The sequence below is a fragment of the Paraburkholderia sp. RL17-380-BIE-A genome (assembly GCF_046028085.1).
GTDB lineage: Bacteria > Pseudomonadota > Gammaproteobacteria > Burkholderiales > Burkholderiaceae > Paraburkholderia.
Window position 1 is genome coordinate 331,379 of record NZ_JARESQ010000004.1, and the last position, 15,698, is coordinate 347,076.

The following is a 15,698-nucleotide window of genomic DNA, read 5'->3' on the forward strand; positions in this document are numbered from 1 at the left end:
ACGGTATCACGCACGCGTGGGTTTGCGCCTTGAAGCGGGCGCAGGCTCGGGCGTGGGAACCTTGGCCGTCGCCGCTTGCGCCGGCTTCCTGGCCGGCGTCTGCGTGGCAGGTTCATTGTCTTGCTCCGCCGGCGACTCCGCGCTCGCGCCAGAGGGCTTTTTCTTGCGTGTGCCCGCGGTCGTCGCGATGCGCTGCGACGGCGCGTTGTTTGGCGTCGCATCCGACACGCCCAGCCAGGTATCTAAAGCGACGCCCACGACCGTGTCGAGCGGCGCGGTCGGAAACACGGGACAGGTGAGGTTCAGTGCAACGATACCGTGCAAGGTCGCCCAGAACGCCTCGGCCCATACCGCCACATCCGTCGATGCCGGCAGCCCGCCCGCCGCTTTGAGTTCCTCCAAAGCGGAGATCATGATGTGCAACGCGGCCTCGCCGGGGTCGTCCTCGGGTTCGGCCGAATCACCACCCGCCGCGTCCGCTGGCGTGACTGCCGCGCCCTCGTCCGGCACCGCCCTGCCCTTGAGCGCGCCGCCCAAAGCCGCGCCGGTGTAGCTCGGATCTTCCATGAAGATCAGCCGGTAGGTTTCCGGATGCGCGACCCCGAACGCCACATAAGCCCGCCCGAGCGCCTTGAGCCGCTCAGCCGGATCGGCGATGCCCGCGAGCGGCACGAACGTCTCCAGCAATTGCGCGTAGCCTTCCGCGCACAGTGCCTGCGCGATCTCGTCGCGGCTCGCAAAGTGCAGGTAGAGCGTGGCCGGTGAATATTCGATGGCGTCGGCGATCTTGCGCATGGACAGCGCGGCAAAGCCTTCGCGCATCACGATGCGGCGGGCGGCATCGAGGATGCGTTCGCGCAATGCCTGCTTCTGGCGGTTCTTTCGTTCAGCGATTCCCATGGCGAACATTTTCCGGTTGACAAACTGAAAAGTCAAATTAAACTGAACACCGTTCACTAAACGGCGTTCATTAAATTTTCATTCGTCAATCCATTCATGCAGGCGCGATGCGGCGCCGTTTCGAGGAGTCGTCATGCAAGCCATAGGCAAGGTGGGTTTATTCGGAGCCGCGGGCGCGGCCGGTCAGATCATTGCAGCGGCGCTCAGTGCAGCGGGCCGCGACTACCGCGTGGTCGGCCGCTCCCGCGAGGCGCTCCAGGCCGCGTTCGGAAACGATCCGCATGCGGAGATCGTCACGTGGAATCCGGACGACCCCGCTTCGATTCGCGCGGCCGCGCAAGGTCTGCAGACAGTGATCTATCTTGTGGGCGTGCCGTACGACCAGTTCGCCGCTCATCCGCCGCTCATGGAGCGAACCCTTGCCGGCGTGAAGGCGGCAGGCGTCGAGCGCTTCATTCTGATCGGCACCGTGTACCCGTACGGCCGCGCGCGCGGCAATCCGATCAGCGAAAATCATCCGCGTGAGCCGCACACGTTCAAAGGACGGATGCGCCTCGCGCAGGAAAATCTGGTGCTGGCAGCGCATGGACAGAACGGCCTCTCGACCCTCGTGCTGCGCCTGCCCGACTTCTACGGCCCGGGTATCGAGCGCAGTCTGCTGAACGGCGTGTTCGAGGGCGCGGCGAACGGCAAGCGCGCGCAAGTGACCGGACCAGTGGATGTGCCGCATGAATTCATCTATCTGCCGGACATCGGGCCGGTGGTCGAAAAGCTCACGCGCACGCCGCAAGCGTATGGGCGCTGGTGGCACCTTGCCGGCGCGGGCACGATCACGCAGCGCGAAGTGGCGCGGCAGGCCTACGCGCTGGCGGGCCGCGAGCCGAAACTGCTAGTCGCCGGCAAAACGCTGCTGCGCCTGCTCGGCCTGTTCAATCCGTTGATGCGGGAACTGGTGGAGATGAACTACCTGATGAACGAACCGGTCGTGCTCGACGATTCGGCGTTGACGGAACTGATCGGCCCGATCGCCAAAACGTCTTACGAGGAAGGTATCCGCCATGCGTTCGATGCGGCACGCGAGGCGGCAGGCTCTAGCGCTGGGGCAAACAGAAGCGCGGCGAACGCGGTTTGAACGAGGGCGATGATAGCTGTGGAGGAAACCGTGAGCGGTGTTCGCGCGGCCAGTTGCCAGCCGGCTAGCGGCCGTTTATGCCAACGCATGACGGATCGCCTCGGCCCGCACCGCCGATCAGCCGCACGCGGCAGCAGTCCGGAGCAGTCCGGAGCGTTCGGCAGCACTCTATTCCAATGAGTCGCACTCACGCGGCATCAACCGCCCACACCGCTCACGTTGCCCGGCGGAAAATGGCCGCTTTTCAGCAGCACGGGCGTGCCGTTACTGATCTGCAAGTGCTCGCGCGCCACCGCTTCGATGCGCGGACGGCCGGCGTCGAACGCGCGCATCCACCCTTCCAGGTCTTCGGAGTAGGCGCCGAAATGATCTTCGAGCGCTTCGACCGAAATCGCGCACGGCACCGGTTCGCCGTCCACCAGCGCGGGAAACACAACGGTCAGATTGGAGTCGCGGTAGGCAGGCGCGTCCGCGGGAAACCGAATTTCCATGGTCGCCTCATCAGAAAGGTCCGGCAGGAAACCAGCGCCGGCGAGAGAGGGCCGGCCCCGGACAACGTCGATATGGTACTCGCGCGGCCGGACCGCGGTCCAGCCTGCGGCGGCGCTTTCTTCAGCAGTTTCGACGTTGCTCCCGGCGATGCCTTGCTGCCCTGGAAACACCGCCATCAAGCGCCTCCCAGCAGGCGGTCGACGTAATCCCGCGCGGCCTGCTCGACAAAGACGAGCGCCTCCTCTTCGCTGCCGAAGCGCTGGCCGTCGCCGAGATCGAGCAAGGTTTCCATGCGGTGAGGATCGTCCGGACCGTGTTCGGTGAGACTCACCGAGCCGACGTAAGTCCCGCTCGCACCGCCCGCAGGCGTGGCCGGAGTATCGGCCGCGTGCACGAGACGCGCGGTGGCGCTGATGTAGTAACCACGATAGGGGCCGCTGACCCGTTCAGCCATATTCGTTCTCCTCGTTGCAATTCATGAGCGGATGCCGCGTGGGCGTGTGTCCGGGACGCCTGCTCGCTTTGACCCCGTGTCTGAGCGCCGCGTCGACCCTTGCGCGCCTCGTCCATACGGAACAAGCGTCGGCGCGCCGCGGCCAACCACTATGTAAGGCGCCTCGCGAGCCGATTAGTTCTGTACAGCCAGCCAGCGAGGCGCCCAATCGCACTTGTGCGGCCCACGCCGGTCGAACCACATAGTCGGCACGATCCGTGCAGCCGCGACGACGCCCTTTTCAAGTCAGCGAGCGCAATATGGGAAAATATTTTCTGCAGAACCACGAACTGCCCGAGCCGGATGCGGCAAACACATGGTTTGCCTACGCCGAAAGCCACGGCATCGACATTCCGAAAGCCATCAGCATCTGGGAAGACGCGGCCACGGAAACAGGCGCTGAAAGCCGCCGGCTGGTCAGCGCAGCGGGCATTACGATCGAAACGCCCTGAGCTTGCCCTCAACGAACAGACGCTTCTCGTCTGCGTGGCAAGCCCACTATCACTCTGAAAGGAAACATCACGATGCATTTCATGACGCAACTGCGCCGCGCCGGCCGCCTCAACCGCCTTCGAACCAGCGCAGCGCTTACCCTGGTTCGCCGGACGTCGCTCGCGGCGGCCTTGCCCGCAGCCGTGCTGTTGGGCACGGGGCTGGCCGGCTGCGCATCGTCGAACACCACATCGCTGATCAATCTGCCGAACGGCCAGACCGGCTTCGCCGTGAATTGCAGCGGCGCCGACGCCGCTTCCAGTTGGGCCTCGTGCTACGTGCAGGCCGGCAAGGCATGTGGCGCGACGGGCTACGACATCGTGTCGAAAGACAATGACGAAGGCGGCGCTGCGGGCGGCAGCGTCACCAACGTCGTCTCGGCCAACGTAAAGAACCGTTCGATGATCGTGCGCTGCAAGTGAGCGCCCGTGGCGCCTGTGGGTGCGCGATTCGGTGCGCGATTCCTCAGTGCGCCTGCATCTTCGAAAACATGTTCAGCACGGCGACGCCGGCAATGATCAGACCGAGCCCGATAATCGCCGGCACGTCGGGCACCTGCCGGTACAACACCACCGCGACCAGCGTGATCAGCACGATGCCGGCGCCGGACCACACCGCATAGACGATGCCGACCGGCACGCTCTTGAGCGTCAGCGACAGGCAATAAAACGCCACGCCATAGCCGAGCACGACCACCACCGAAGGCACCAGCCGCGAGAAGCCCTCCGACGCACGCATCGCGGAGGTCGCGATCACCTCGGCCACGATCGCGATGCCCAGCAATGCATAAGCAGGCAGCCGCATCGCCTCAGGCCTTTGCAAGCGCGAGCTTGCTGTAGTCGTGACCGAGGTGCGCGCACAGCGCTTCCACCACCAGTTCGTGGTCGGCGCGCTGCGGCAAGCCGGACACCGTGATCGAACCGATCACGCCCGCGCCCGCCACCGTTAGCGGAAACGCGCCGCCGTGCGACGCATATTCCGTGGCGGGCAAGCCGTGCTTGTCGGCGAGCGTGCTGCCGGCCTGCTGCATCTTCAGACCGATTGCGTACGAACTGCGGCGGAAATGCGCGACCGTGTTGCCCTTGCGGCGCGCCCAGTCGACGTTGTCCGGCGTCGCGCCGCCGAGCAGACTGAAGAAGAGCGGCTGACCGAACGTGCGCACGTCGATCGCGGCGGGGATGCCACGCGCCTTGGCGACCTCGTGCAGGTAGGCGCCGACTTGCCATGCGCGGTCGGCATCGAAGTGGGGAAACACCAGAGCGTGTTCCTGAGCGGCAATCACCTGCAGATCGTGAGCGATATCCATGGGGTTCGGATCAAAGGTAGAGATGAAGCGTGCGCCGCGTGCATGCAGGGCGGCGTCGCGAGAAGAATCTGAATTCTAGCGTAGCGCCTTACGCCGGCCTTCCGGCATGCGACGCGCACAGTGCGTGCCGCGACCTTGGCAAGCTCACGCCAGCCGCATGATGCATTGGATTGAAGCCGGTTCTTAAATAGCTATTGCATCCGCGTCCAACTTCTTCTATAATCTTTTCTTCGACGGACGCGGGGTGGAGCAGTCTGGCAGCTCGTCGGGCTCATAACCCGAAGGTCGTAGGTTCAAATCCTACCCCCGCAACCAAGTGCATTCAGCGTGTTCAACGTGGTGCGCAAAAAGGTTCGAGACGTCGAAACAAAACATTGAAGGCTTGCCCAACCGGCAGGCCTTTTTTGTTTTCTTTCAAAATCTTTCATGAAGTGTTGCGCGCTCCGCGCGGCTCACACGTCTTTCCCGCGTCCGCACTCGCATTTCATCAGCGGTTCGCGATCACTACTTGCACAGCCCACATCACGATAAGCCCTCACGGTTCAAGTCTCGGGCTCAAGATATTCTGCACCCCAAATTAAATATACCGCCTCCTGTGCCGCAGTCTTCGGCATGCCCCTTGCCAGCTAACCCAATCGTCGCCGAATACCGCGCATCGCTATTTTCCGACGTGAGTAAAATCGCGCCCCAGTGATAAACTCCTATCACCCTTTCCTGTCCCCTTCCTATGAAATTCTGTTCTGTCTGCGGCCACGGCGTCAGTCTGAGCATTCCGCCGGGCGACAACCGCGAGCGCTTCGTCTGCGTCAGTTGCGGCACGGTGCATTATCAGAATCCACGCAACGTGGTCGGCACCGTCCCGGTCTGGGACGACAAGGTGCTACTGTGCCGTCGCGCGATCGAACCGCGCTACGGCTACTGGACGCTGCCCGCGGGCTTCATGGAAATGGGTGAGACGACCGCCGAGGCGGCATCGCGCGAAACGCTGGAAGAAGCCGGCGCGCGCATCGAGGTGCAGAGCCTTTTTTCGCTGCTGAACGTGCCGCACGTGCATCAGGTGCATCTGTTCTATATGGCGCGCCTGCTCGATCTGGACATTGCCGCCGGCGAGGAAAGTCTCGAAGTGAAGCTCTTCGAGGAGCACGAGATCCCCTGGGACGAGATTGCCTTTCCCACCGTTGGCCAGACTTTGCGTTTCTTTTTCGCCGACCGTGCCGCCGGCAGCTTCGGCCTGCACACGGGCGACATCTTCCGCTCACTGCGCGAAGGTTGAGCGGCGCGCATGGTTCCCTGGCTCGGCCCCGACGATCCTTTTCCGCCCGTCGAGCGTGCGCTCGGCGCGACCAGTGGCGCGCCCGGCCTGCTCGCCGCCAGCGGCGATCTGCTGCCGTCGCGACTGATCGACGCCTATCGGCGCGGCATCTTCCCATGGTATTCGGACGGCCAGCCGGTGTTGTGGTGGAGTCCCGACCCGCGCATGATCCTGCGCCCGGCCGAATTCAAAGTGTCGCCGTCGCTGCGCAAAACGCTCAGGCGCGTGCTGCGCGAGGACGCGTGGGAAATCCGCGTCGACCATGATTTCGCCGCCGTGATGCGCGCGTGCGCTCAGGCGCCGCGACGCGGGCAGCGCGGCACCTGGATCACCGCGGACGTCGTCGAAGCCTATTCGTCGCTGCATCGGGCAGGCGACGCGCACAGCATCGAAACCTGGTTCGAAGGCAAGCGCGTGGGCGGTTTGTACGGCGTGTCGTTCGGCAAGATGTTCTTCGGCGAATCCATGTTCGCGGACGTCACCGACGCGTCGAAAATGGCGCTGGCCGCGCTTGTCGGACACTTGCGCCGTCACGAAATAGAAATGATAGACTGCCAGCAGAACACGTCGCATCTGGCGTCGCTGGGCGGCCGCGAGATAGCGCGCAAGGCGTTCATCGCGCATGTTCGCGCGTCGGTCGAGGCACCGCCGATTCCCTGGCGCTTCGACAAGACCGTGTTGCTCGAGATCGTCGCGCCAGCGGCGTAGGAAGAATCAGGCCGAATCCGGATCCGCCGCCCACCGAGCCGCGGGTCACGCCGCGGGTGGTTAACCGCAAGGCGCCGGGTTTGCATTACCAGAGACGCTTCGAGAGCTGCCAACGTGACTCATCCCAACGAGCTGCCTCTTTCCCCGCTTTCGGCGCTGCAATTTTATGCAACGGCGCCCTACCCCTGCAGTTACCTGGATGGGCGTATCGCGCGCTCGCAGGTCGCCACCCCCAGTCACCTGATCAACTCCGACGTCTACACCGACCTCGTCAAGGCCGGCTTCCGGCGCTCGGGCGTGTTCACCTACCGGCCGTATTGCGACGGTTGCCGCGCCTGCGTGCCAGTGCGCGTGCCGGTCGACCAGTTCGAGCCGAACCGCACGCAGCGCCGCGTCTGGAAGAAACATGGCGAGCTGATCGCCACCGTCGCACCGCTCCATTACGACGAGGAACACTACGCGCTCTACATGCGCTATCAGTCGGCGCGGCACGCGGGCGGCGGCATGGATCGCGACAGCCGCGACCAGTACGAACAGTTCCTGCTGCAGAGCCGGATCAATTCGCGGCTGGTCGAATTCCGCGAGCCGCTGCCGGACCGGCCGGATGCGCCGGGCATTCTGCGCATGATCAGCATGATCGACATTCTCGGCGACGGGCTCTCGTCGGTGTACACGTTTTTCGAGCCGGGTCTGCCCAACACGAGCTTCGGCACCTACAACATCTATTGGCAGATCGAGCAGGCGCGCAGCCTGAAGCTGCCTTACGTGTACCTCGGCTACTGGATCCGCGAAAGTCCGAAGATGGCGTACAAGGCGAATTTCCGCCCGCTCGAAGGTTTGATCGACGGCGCCTGGCGGGTGCTCGATCCCACGGGCATCGACCTGCCGCCGGTCGATCTGGCGATTCACGGCAGGCGCCCGCCGTTCAAGCCGTAAGCCCGCTTTGGCCGATCGCGGCGCACTCGCGCAAGCCGGCCTCATTAATGCGTCAAGGTAACGCCTCAAAGCCGGTAAAATGGCGGGTTCCCATTTTTCGGCCGCCCGGCTTCGTCCCGTGTTCAGTTCCCTCTACCCGCTCGTACGCGCCCAACTCTTTCGCATGGACGCGGAAGATGCTCACCACCTGACCCTGCGCATGCTCGGCGCCGCCGGCCGCACCGGCCTCGCCGGCGCGCTCGCGCCGCACGTGCCGGATGCGCCGCGCACCGTGATGGGGCTGACGTTCCGCAATCCGGTCGGGCTCGCCGCGGGCCTCGACAAGGACGGCGCCTGCATCGACGGTCTCGCCGCGCTCGGCTTCGGCTTTATCGAAGTCGGCACGGTGACGCCGCGCGCGCAGCCGGGCAATCCGCGCCCGCGCATGTTCCGTCTGCCGCAGGCGAATGCCGTGATCAACCGGATGGGCTTTAACAACGCCGGCGTCGACCAGTTCGTGAAGAACGTGCAGGCCGCGCGCTACCGCGGCATTCTCGGCCTGAACATCGGCAAGAACGCCGACACGCCGATCGAACGCGCCGCCGAAGACTACCTGTACTGCCTCGAACGCGTGTATCCGTTCGCCAGCTACGTGACGGTCAATATCTCGTCGCCGAACACGAAGAATCTGCGCCAGTTGCAAGGCGCGGGCGAACTCGACGCGCTGCTCGCCGCGCTCAAGGACAAGCAGCAGCGTCTGGCCGACATGCACGGCAAGCTGGTGCCGCTCGCGCTGAAAATCGCGCCGGACCTCGACGACGAACAGATCAAATCGATCGCCGACACGCTGCTGCGCCACCGCTTCGAGGGCGTGATCGCCACCAACACCACGCTGTCGCGCACCGCTGTGACCGGCATGCAATACGGCGACGAAGCCGGCGGCCTGTCGGGCAAGCCGGTGTTCGATGCGTCGAACGAAGTGATCCGCAAGTTGCGCGCGGAAGTCGGCGAGACGGTGCCGATCATCGGCGTGGGCGGGATTTTCTCCGGCGACGATGCGCGCGCCAAGATCGCGGCCGGCGCGTCGCTGGTGCAGCTCTATACCGGCTTCATCTACCGCGGACCGGCGCTGGTGCGCGAATGCGTGCAAGCACTGCGCTGAACGCGCACGCGTGCGCAGCATGGCAGCCGCGCCAGTAATATAGACATAAACAAACGATATTTTGGTTTCGATAGTCTGCTTTGTTATGCTTTCGTCTGCTAAAACGCCAGACGTAAAAAAAGGAACTCGATGAAATTTGGCTTGTTGAAAAAGATTCTGGTCGCCGGTCTGATCGGCGCGTCGTTCACCGCCGTGACCGCCCACGCCGACGACCTGCTCGATCAGGTCAAGCAGCGCGGCACGCTGCGTATCGGCCTGGAGGGCACCTTCCCGCCGTTCAATTCGAAAGCGCCGTCGGGCGAACTGGTCGGCTACGACGTCGACATCGCCAAGGCCGTGGCCGCGAAGCTCGGCGTGAAGCCGGAATTCGTCACGACCGAATGGAGCGGCATCATCGCCGGTCTGCAGGCGGGCAAATTCGACGTGATCGTCAACCAGGTGGGCATCACCGACGCGCGCAAGCAGGCGCTCGACTTCTCGCCGGCCTACACGTACTCGGCCGCGCAACTGATCCAGCGTAAGAACGACACGCGCCAGTTCAAGTCGCTCGACGATCTGAAGGGCAAGAAGCTCGGCGTCGGTCTGGGCACGAACTACATGGACATGGCGAAGTCGGTGCCGGGCATCGACGTGAAGACGTATCCGGGCGCGCCCGAGTACCTGCGCGATCTGGCCGCCGGGCGTCTGGACGCGGCGCTCAACGACCGCCTGATGCTCGCGTACCTGATGAAGAACTCGCAGTTGCCGCTGCGCACCGGCGCGAACGTCGGCGCAGGCAACCCGTCCGGCATCCCGTTCAGGAAGGGCAACCCGAAATTCGCCAAGGCGATCGACGACGCGATGACCCAACTCGAAGCCGACGGCACGTTCTCGAAGATCTCGGACAAGTGGTTCGGTATCGACGTCACGAAGCCGGTCAAGTAACACGCGCTGACTGAAACGAAGGGCGGCATCGTCGGCGATGCCGCCCTTCGCGCTTTGACGGCAACGTTTATGATGTGCGCTTTTGCGCGCCAACCCGACCACCGCTCATGTCCACCACTTCCCTGCTCGTTGAATCGCTGCCCGTGCTCGCGCAAGGCGCCGTCCTGACGATCAAGTTCGCGGTTCTGTCGATGTTCTTCGGCCTGCTTGCCGGCGCCGTGCTCGCCTTGATGGGCGTGAGCCACAGCCGCGTGCTGAACTGGATCGCGCGCATTTACGTGAGCGTGATGCGCGGCACGCCGCTGCTGGTGCAGATCTTCGTGATCTACTACGGCTTACCGAGTTTCGGCATTTCACTCGACCCCACGCCCGCCGGTGTGATCGCCCTGTCGGCGAATGTCGCGGCGTACCTGTCAGAGAGCATGCGCGGCGCGATTCTCGGGATTCACCAGGGTCAGTGGCTCGCCGCCTATAGTCTCGGTCTTTCGCGCCGCCAGACGCTGCGCTATGTGATCGCACCGCAGGCCTTGCGCATTGCCGTGCCGAGTCTGTCGAACAGTCTGATCAGCCTCATCAAGGACACCTCGCTGGTGTCGGTGATTACCGTGACCGAACTGCTGCGCAGCGCGCAGGAGATCATCGCCTCGACGTATCAGCCGCTGCCGCTGTATCTCGCGGCGGCTGCGGTTTACTGGGTGCTCTGCCAGGTACTCGAAAGCGTGCAGCGCTGGTACGAACGTCGCCTCGCGCTGCCCTCGCGCCACTGAAGAACCGGCGCGCCACCACGGCGGCGCACCGAAGCGCCGGGATGCACAGGGCGCACCCAGAAGGCATCCGCCCGGATAAGCGCCGGATAACGCGGCGCCTGCGGGTCGCTGCGTGCCCAGCCCGCGCTCACTCCCCGGCGAACTTCAGCCCGAGCGCCGCGCGCGCCGCGTCGGCCATCGCGATCATCTGCAACGACTTGGCATGCGGCATCACCGGGCTTTCGAGCTGCCCCGCCCGGATCAGTTCGCAGAAGTGCGCCGTCTCGTAGTTCAGGCCACCGCCTTCGAACGGCTCGTCGAGTTCGACCACGCGTCCATCGGCATAACGGATCGTCGCGCGCGACGGGTTCCACCACGGCTCATGAATCGTGACGTGGCCATGACTCGCCATCAACAACGCATCGCCTTTGCCGTGCAGATCGAGCCCGCAGAACAGCTGGGCGATGCCGCTCTCGTGCCGGCTGTTCAGGCTCGCAAAGGTATCGACGCCGGTCTTGCCGAGCCGCCCGAGCGTCTGCACCTCATGCGGCGCGCCCAACCAGTCGACAGCGAGAAACATCTCGTAGATCCCGATATCGAGCAGCGCGCCACCCGCATGCTCGAACGACAGCGACGGGTGATCGTCCGGCACGCCCGGCACTGAGCAACCGGCCCGCACCAGCCCCACCGTGCCGATCGGGTCGGCGCTTAGATGCGCGCGCAACTTTCTGTACAGCGGATAGAACGGCGGCTTCATGGCTTCCATGAAGAGCCGTTGCGCGGCGCGCGCGGCGTCGAGCACGCGCTCGAGTTGCGGCTGATTGATGGTGGCGGGTTTTTCGCACAGTACGTGCAGACCGGCTTGCAGCGCGGCGATCGCGTAGCCGGCGTGACTGTCCTGGACGGTGGCGATATAGAGCGCGTCGATACCGCTTGCGAGCAGCGCCTCGAAACTCGCGCAAACCTCGCCGCCGAACTCCTCGGCGAAAGCCGCGGCCGGTTCCGCGCGGCGTGACCACAGCGCGGTCAGTTGCGCCTGTGGCACATGAGCGAGACCTTGAGCGAAGCGACGGGCAATGCGGCCCGTCCCGACGATTCCCCAGCGGACGATGCCGTCCGGCGAGGCTTCCTGCGTTGCGATTGTCATCGTTCCTTCGAGTCCATGCAGTTCAGAACAGGCGCTATTGTCGCGCATGCCACACGCTCTCGCGTAGGGCTGAACTCGCGCCTTTTCGTGCTGCGCAGTCTCACAAGGAAAAAACCAGAATCCGGCGTGCCGCCGCGGCGGTCGCGCTCAGCCGTGCGCCGGCGGGTCCGCAGAAAACTGGCTGCCGACTTCTTCCGCGGTGTAGTCGATCATGGCGAGCGAGGCGATTTCCGCTTCCTTCGGATCGCGCCGTTCAATCGCTTCGACCACGCGCTGATGCGAACTCACCGCCGTTTCCCACAGCCCGTCCCGGTCGGTGACGATGGGGTTCACGGTCGATAGCGCGCCGCGAATGATCGCCGCCATCTGCTTGAAGAACTGGTTCCCGCTCGCCACCACGATACGGGTATGGAACAGTTCGTCGGCTTCCTGATAGCCCGGCTCGCTCGGCCGAATACCGCGGAATGCCTCGAACGCCTCGCGAATCGCGGCGATATCCGCCGCGCTGCCGCGTGCGGCCGCCTGCGCCGACGCGCGCGGTTCGATCAGGATGCGAAACTCGATCACGTCGCGCAGAAACAGCGGATCGGGTTTCGCGCGAAAACGCCATTGCACGACGTCCTCGTCGATCATGCGCCAATCGCTCATCGGCCGGATGCGCGTGCCGATTTTTGGCCGCACGTCCAGCATGTCGCGCGCGAGCAGCATCGACAGCGCCTCGCGCATGACGGTGCGGCTGACGTCGAACTCCTTCGACAGCACATCCTGCGGCGGCAGTATGGCGCCGTACTTCTCTTCGACGATGCCCGTGACCAGTCCATCCATGACCTTGCTCACGAGCGATCGATCTTTGTTTGCGTGTTCCATCACACTCTCCCCGAAGCGGTGTTTGCCCCCGCGTAGCCTGTTGATCGAGCGGCCCTGTGTGTCGTTTTATTGGTGTGACAATGTTGTTCTACGATACGTTGCTAGCTTCAAAACGCTTGCGCCAGTTGGGACACTTCCTGAGAGGGTTATCCCTCTGAAGAATTGTTTCTTCCGTGAAACGCCGCATATCTTGACGGGCCATAAGCTTGCGTTTCAAGCGTGCCTGCGTCGTGAAATTTGCATAGTGCGAAGACGCACGTTGCGAGACGAATTGTCTGATCTGCAACGATCGAGGCGGATATGGACTGGCGGAAAGCGACGGTTGGCATTCGCATCAACGCGTAGTCGCCGCGAGCGGCGGCGAGTTCAGTGCGCCATCCTGAGCCGACACGGATCCGTAGCGTCCGCCGAAAAAAATCAGGGGCGCGTGCTCATCCAGCGAGAACACCAGCACCTCGCCGACGAACAACGTATGGTCGCCGCACGGATGCCGGTCCACCACGCGCGCCGCGAAACGCGCCGCCGCGTGTTCAAGTAGCACGACATCCGGCAACCCCTCGACCGCCGCGAAGCGCGGCGCGAGCCAGCTTTGCGGCTCACCGGCGAAGTGGCGGCTATGCGGCTCCTGCGCCTCGGACAACACGCTCACGCCGAACAACGCGCTGTCCATCAGACGCTCGTGCATGCGCGCCCGGTGTCCGACCGAGACGACGACGAGCGGCGGCTTGAGTGAACCCGACATGAAGGCATTGGCGGTCATCGCGTGCAGACTGTCGCCGCTGCCGGTCGAGATCACCACGACCCCGGTCGCGAAGCGCCCCAATGCACGGCGAAAGCGCTGCTCGTCGAAAGCGGCCTGCGCGGGCTGCGGCGTTTCAGCGTGACGTACCCTTGCCTGCATGGCCGTTCTCCTGATCGCGACCGTACTGATCGTCGAAACGGACGATGTCGTCTTCACCGAGATACCCGCCCGATTGCACCTCGATTATTTCCAGCGGAATCTTGCCCGGGTTGTCGAGCCGGTGCGTGACGCCGTGTCTACACGTCAGCCGACAATTCAGGCGCAGGCATCACGCTTGCCCGAATAAACGAAACGCGCGCGCACGCTTGACAAGCCATTGCGTGGCCCGCGCGCGTCGCCCACCGGCGCGCCTCGCGAGCGGCTCGCGGGCGGTGACGGCGTCGGGCACGCGCCGCTCATTGAAGGTGTCGCGATAGAACGTTTCGAAATACGACATCACGTTTTCCTGCGCGCTGGCCGACAGGATCGCGTGATCGGTGTGCTCGCAAAACGCCGCGCGAATGTGCCTGAAGCGCTGCAGCCGCGCGCCACGCACGCCGAAATGGCGCTCGAGTTCTTCGACGCCTTCGTCGAGCACTCCGAAGAGGAGCCGTGTCTCGACACCGTGCGCGTCCACTGCGGCCAGGAGGCTCCGTTCTTCCTGTGCACCGAGTTCAATGCCGCAAATACGTTCGATCCGATCGGCAAGCGTCGCGCCGAACCGTGCCGCGAAGCGTCCCGCGAGTTCGCGCGCGACCGGCCATCCGCCCGTCTGTCCCTTCAGCACGCGCAGCCATTTGCGCGGCTCGCACATCGAGCGCAGATAGCTGCGTGTCGAACCAAAAGCCGCGACCGCGACGGTCGGCTTGCCATGCGCGTCGCAGATGTTCTGCCACGTGAACTTCTGCAAATTCACCAGCACCGCGCCGAGCGCCGCCGGTTCGCGTGCCGCCGCATGCAGGCCGACGTAAGCGCCTGCGCAGATGCCGAGCAGCACCGCGCCGCGATGGCCCTGCGCTGTCAGCCAGCGCGCCGCACAGGCGGCGTCGTCGACGCCCGACTGCGCGTACAGCGCGTCGAGGCTCAACGCATCCAACGATGGCATGCTGTCGCCCAGACCACCGAGATCGACTCGTAGCGAAGCAATGCCTTGTCGCGCGAGACGCCGGGCAAAGCGCACGCCGAGCCGCGCATTGCCGATTCGCGAGACGGCACCTGTATTCAGCAGCAGCGCCGCTGGCGCAGAAACGGCGCCGTGAGCTTCAGGCCGGCAATAGATGCCGAACAGCCTGCCGCCGTCGAGCCATATCGGCGTTTCAACCACGCCGGACTCGACCACGTGGGTTGTCTCGCGATTAGAAGTGTGTGGGGCGCTGCCATGGGTATCGCTGATCGTGCCCGCGCGCCCGGATGCAATCGCATGAGCCGCGCCATCCGCCAACCAGTTCTCTATCGACTGAAACGCGGACTGCGGAATCTCACTATCGAGCGACTCCATCATGAACCTGCTGTACTCATCGAAAGGCTGCCGTTCAACGTCGACGCCTTGCTCGCGGTAATGCGCAGCCAGCGCGTCGACTCGCGCGGGGTCCAGCGAATCGAGCATGAGCACGCGACCGGCCGGCCGCGGTGCGTCGCGGTTCAGATCGACAGCACGCAGACTCTCCAACGTATCCTGATAGAGGCGAAAGCCGTACGCCTCGACGAAAGCGTCGGTATCCGGCTCGGGCACGCAGTCCATCGCAGCCGGAATCGACAGCCATTGACGATAATGCGCGCGCAGCTCGCGCTGATAGTTCTTGCCCGACAGGACCGGCGCGAGCAGCACAAGGCCGTCCACCCCGCCGAGTTCCTGAGCGGCGAGCGCCGCGAGCGTGCCGCCGAGCCGCAATCCGCACAACGTCACGCGTTCGACACCGGACGATTCGCGCAGCAATGCCACGGCTTGCCTGATGCTGTCGATCCACGCGCGCCAGCGGCCGGGTTCACTCGCCTCGCCTGCCGAATCGCCCGTGCCCGGATAATCGAAACGCAGCACCGTCGTGCCGCGCGCGGCGAGCCGCTCGGCCAGCCTGCGCATGCCGCGATACGTGCACAGTGCGTCGTAGCCGAACGGATAGCACAACACCACCCCGTCCGGCCCACTCGCCGGATGCAACCAGCCGAACTGGCCATCGAAGACTACTGGCCTCACGCTATGCTCCTCACGGGGTCCTCCCTTTCAACGCATTACAACAAACGTCACATGACTCATATGTACGTCCTGCCACATTGTCTCGGAGTCCGATTCATCGGCGAATGCGCTTGATCCCGCTCGATCC

18 protein-coding genes, 1 tRNA gene and 1 pseudogene are annotated in these 15,698 nt (G+C 64.3%); 10 read left to right on the forward strand and 10 right to left on the reverse strand.

Annotated features, from left to right (window positions below; translation table 11 throughout):
• Positions 1 to 6 precede the first annotated feature (6 nt).
• Complete coding sequence (locus P0D68_RS08970) at positions 7 to 900, reverse strand: TetR/AcrR family transcriptional regulator (protein ID WP_408293439.1); 894 nt, start codon at positions 898 to 900, stop codon at positions 7 to 9.
• A gap of 133 nt (positions 901 to 1,033) precedes the next feature.
• On the opposite strand from P0D68_RS08970, the gene P0D68_RS08975 reads away from it, so the two are divergent.
• A complete protein-coding gene (locus P0D68_RS08975; RefSeq protein ID WP_408293442.1) occupies positions 1,034 to 2,032 on the forward strand; it encodes an NAD-dependent epimerase/dehydratase family protein in 999 nt (332 codons plus the stop codon).
• A 197-nt stretch (positions 2,033 to 2,229) separates the two neighbouring features.
• On the opposite strand, the gene P0D68_RS08980 is transcribed toward P0D68_RS08975, so the two are convergent.
• Together P0D68_RS08980 and P0D68_RS08985 are read right to left on the reverse strand one after the other, a co-directional pair.
• Positions 2,230 to 2,523 carry a DUF1488 family protein gene (locus tag P0D68_RS08980; protein WP_091800569.1) on the reverse strand — a complete coding sequence of 98 codons (294 nt, stop codon included), beginning with the start codon at positions 2,521 to 2,523 and terminating at the stop codon, positions 2,230 to 2,232.
• A gap of 176 nt (positions 2,524 to 2,699) precedes the next feature.
• The gene (locus P0D68_RS08985; RefSeq protein ID WP_091794662.1) at positions 2,700 to 2,978 is read right to left on the reverse strand and encodes a hypothetical protein; all 279 of its coding nucleotides are present in this window, start codon (positions 2,976 to 2,978) and stop codon (positions 2,700 to 2,702) included.
• 299 nt (positions 2,979 to 3,277) lie between these two features.
• Between P0D68_RS08985 and P0D68_RS08990 the strand changes: the two genes are divergently transcribed.
• Together P0D68_RS08990 and P0D68_RS08995 are read left to right on the forward strand one after the other, a co-directional pair.
• Positions 3,278 to 3,469 (forward strand): hypothetical protein, encoded by a 192-nt coding sequence (locus P0D68_RS08990; RefSeq protein WP_091794665.1) that lies wholly within the window; start codon positions 3,278 to 3,280, stop codon positions 3,467 to 3,469.
• A 72-nt stretch (positions 3,470 to 3,541) separates the two neighbouring features.
• Complete coding sequence (locus tag P0D68_RS08995) at positions 3,542 to 3,931, forward strand: hypothetical protein (RefSeq protein WP_408293446.1); 390 nt, start codon at positions 3,542 to 3,544, stop codon at positions 3,929 to 3,931.
• 43 nt (positions 3,932 to 3,974) lie between these two features.
• Here P0D68_RS08995 and P0D68_RS09000 read toward each other — a convergent pair whose 3' ends face one another.
• A complete protein-coding gene (locus P0D68_RS09000; protein WP_408183291.1) occupies positions 3,975 to 4,307 on the reverse strand; it encodes a DMT family transporter in 333 nt (110 codons plus the stop codon).
• 10 nt (positions 4,308 to 4,317) lie between these two features.
• Entirely contained in the window at positions 4,318 to 4,815 is a 498-nt protein-coding gene (locus P0D68_RS09005; RefSeq protein WP_091794674.1) for a heme-degrading domain-containing protein, read from the reverse strand.
• A gap of 238 nt (positions 4,816 to 5,053) precedes the next feature.
• On the opposite strand from P0D68_RS09005, the gene P0D68_RS09010 reads away from it, so the two are divergent.
• From P0D68_RS09010 to P0D68_RS09040, 7 genes are all read left to right on the forward strand, one after another.
• Positions 5,054 to 5,130: transfer RNA gene (locus P0D68_RS09010), tRNA-Met, on the forward strand.
• Positions 5,131 to 5,542: 412 nt separating this feature from the next.
• The gene (locus P0D68_RS09015; RefSeq protein WP_408293448.1) at positions 5,543 to 6,088 is read left to right on the forward strand and encodes an NUDIX hydrolase; all 546 of its coding nucleotides are present in this window, start codon (positions 5,543 to 5,545) and stop codon (positions 6,086 to 6,088) included.
• A gap of 9 nt (positions 6,089 to 6,097) precedes the next feature.
• Positions 6,098 to 6,835: a leucyl/phenylalanyl-tRNA--protein transferase gene (gene aat / locus P0D68_RS09020; protein WP_408183019.1), complete on the forward strand. Its 738-nt coding sequence runs from the start codon at positions 6,098 to 6,100 to the stop codon at positions 6,833 to 6,835.
• A 114-nt stretch (positions 6,836 to 6,949) separates the two neighbouring features.
• Entirely contained in the window at positions 6,950 to 7,771 is an 822-nt protein-coding gene (locus P0D68_RS09025; RefSeq protein ID WP_091794680.1) for an arginyltransferase, read from the forward strand.
• Positions 7,772 to 7,850: 79 nt separating this feature from the next.
• A complete protein-coding gene (locus tag P0D68_RS09030) occupies positions 7,851 to 8,912 on the forward strand; it encodes a quinone-dependent dihydroorotate dehydrogenase (protein WP_408293451.1) in 1,062 nt (353 codons plus the stop codon).
• Positions 8,913 to 9,041: 129 nt separating this feature from the next.
• On the forward strand, positions 9,042 to 9,836 hold the full coding sequence (locus tag P0D68_RS09035) for a cystine ABC transporter substrate-binding protein (RefSeq protein WP_408293454.1): 795 nt from the start codon (positions 9,042 to 9,044) through the stop codon (positions 9,834 to 9,836).
• Between the two features lie 107 nt (positions 9,837 to 9,943).
• Positions 9,944 to 10,603, forward strand: a complete 660-nt coding sequence (locus P0D68_RS09040; RefSeq protein ID WP_408293456.1) for an amino acid ABC transporter permease — start codon at positions 9,944 to 9,946, stop codon at positions 10,601 to 10,603.
• Positions 10,604 to 10,730: 127 nt separating this feature from the next.
• Here the strand turns inward: P0D68_RS09040 and P0D68_RS09045 are convergent, their stop codons facing one another.
• From P0D68_RS09045 to P0D68_RS09065, 5 genes and pseudogenes are all read right to left on the reverse strand, one after another.
• The gene (locus P0D68_RS09045; protein ID WP_408293459.1) at positions 10,731 to 11,729 is read right to left on the reverse strand and encodes a Gfo/Idh/MocA family protein; all 999 of its coding nucleotides are present in this window, start codon (positions 11,727 to 11,729) and stop codon (positions 10,731 to 10,733) included.
• Between the two features lie 147 nt (positions 11,730 to 11,876).
• Entirely contained in the window at positions 11,877 to 12,596 is a 720-nt protein-coding gene (locus P0D68_RS09050) for a FadR/GntR family transcriptional regulator (RefSeq protein ID WP_408293462.1), read from the reverse strand.
• A gap of 334 nt (positions 12,597 to 12,930) precedes the next feature.
• Complete coding sequence (locus P0D68_RS09055; protein WP_408293465.1) at positions 12,931 to 13,497, reverse strand: flavin reductase family protein; 567 nt, start codon at positions 13,495 to 13,497, stop codon at positions 12,931 to 12,933.
• Positions 13,472 to 13,630 (reverse strand): annotated as a pseudogene (locus P0D68_RS09060) (hypothetical protein); the annotation flags it as partial. The pseudogene P0D68_RS09060 and the gene P0D68_RS09055, both read right to left, overlap by 26 nt.
• Positions 13,631 to 13,666: 36 nt before the next feature.
• Positions 13,667 to 15,571: an alpha/beta fold hydrolase gene (locus tag P0D68_RS09065; RefSeq protein WP_408293467.1), complete on the reverse strand. Its 1,905-nt coding sequence runs from the start codon at positions 15,569 to 15,571 to the stop codon at positions 13,667 to 13,669.
• Positions 15,572 to 15,698: the final 127 nt, after the last annotated feature.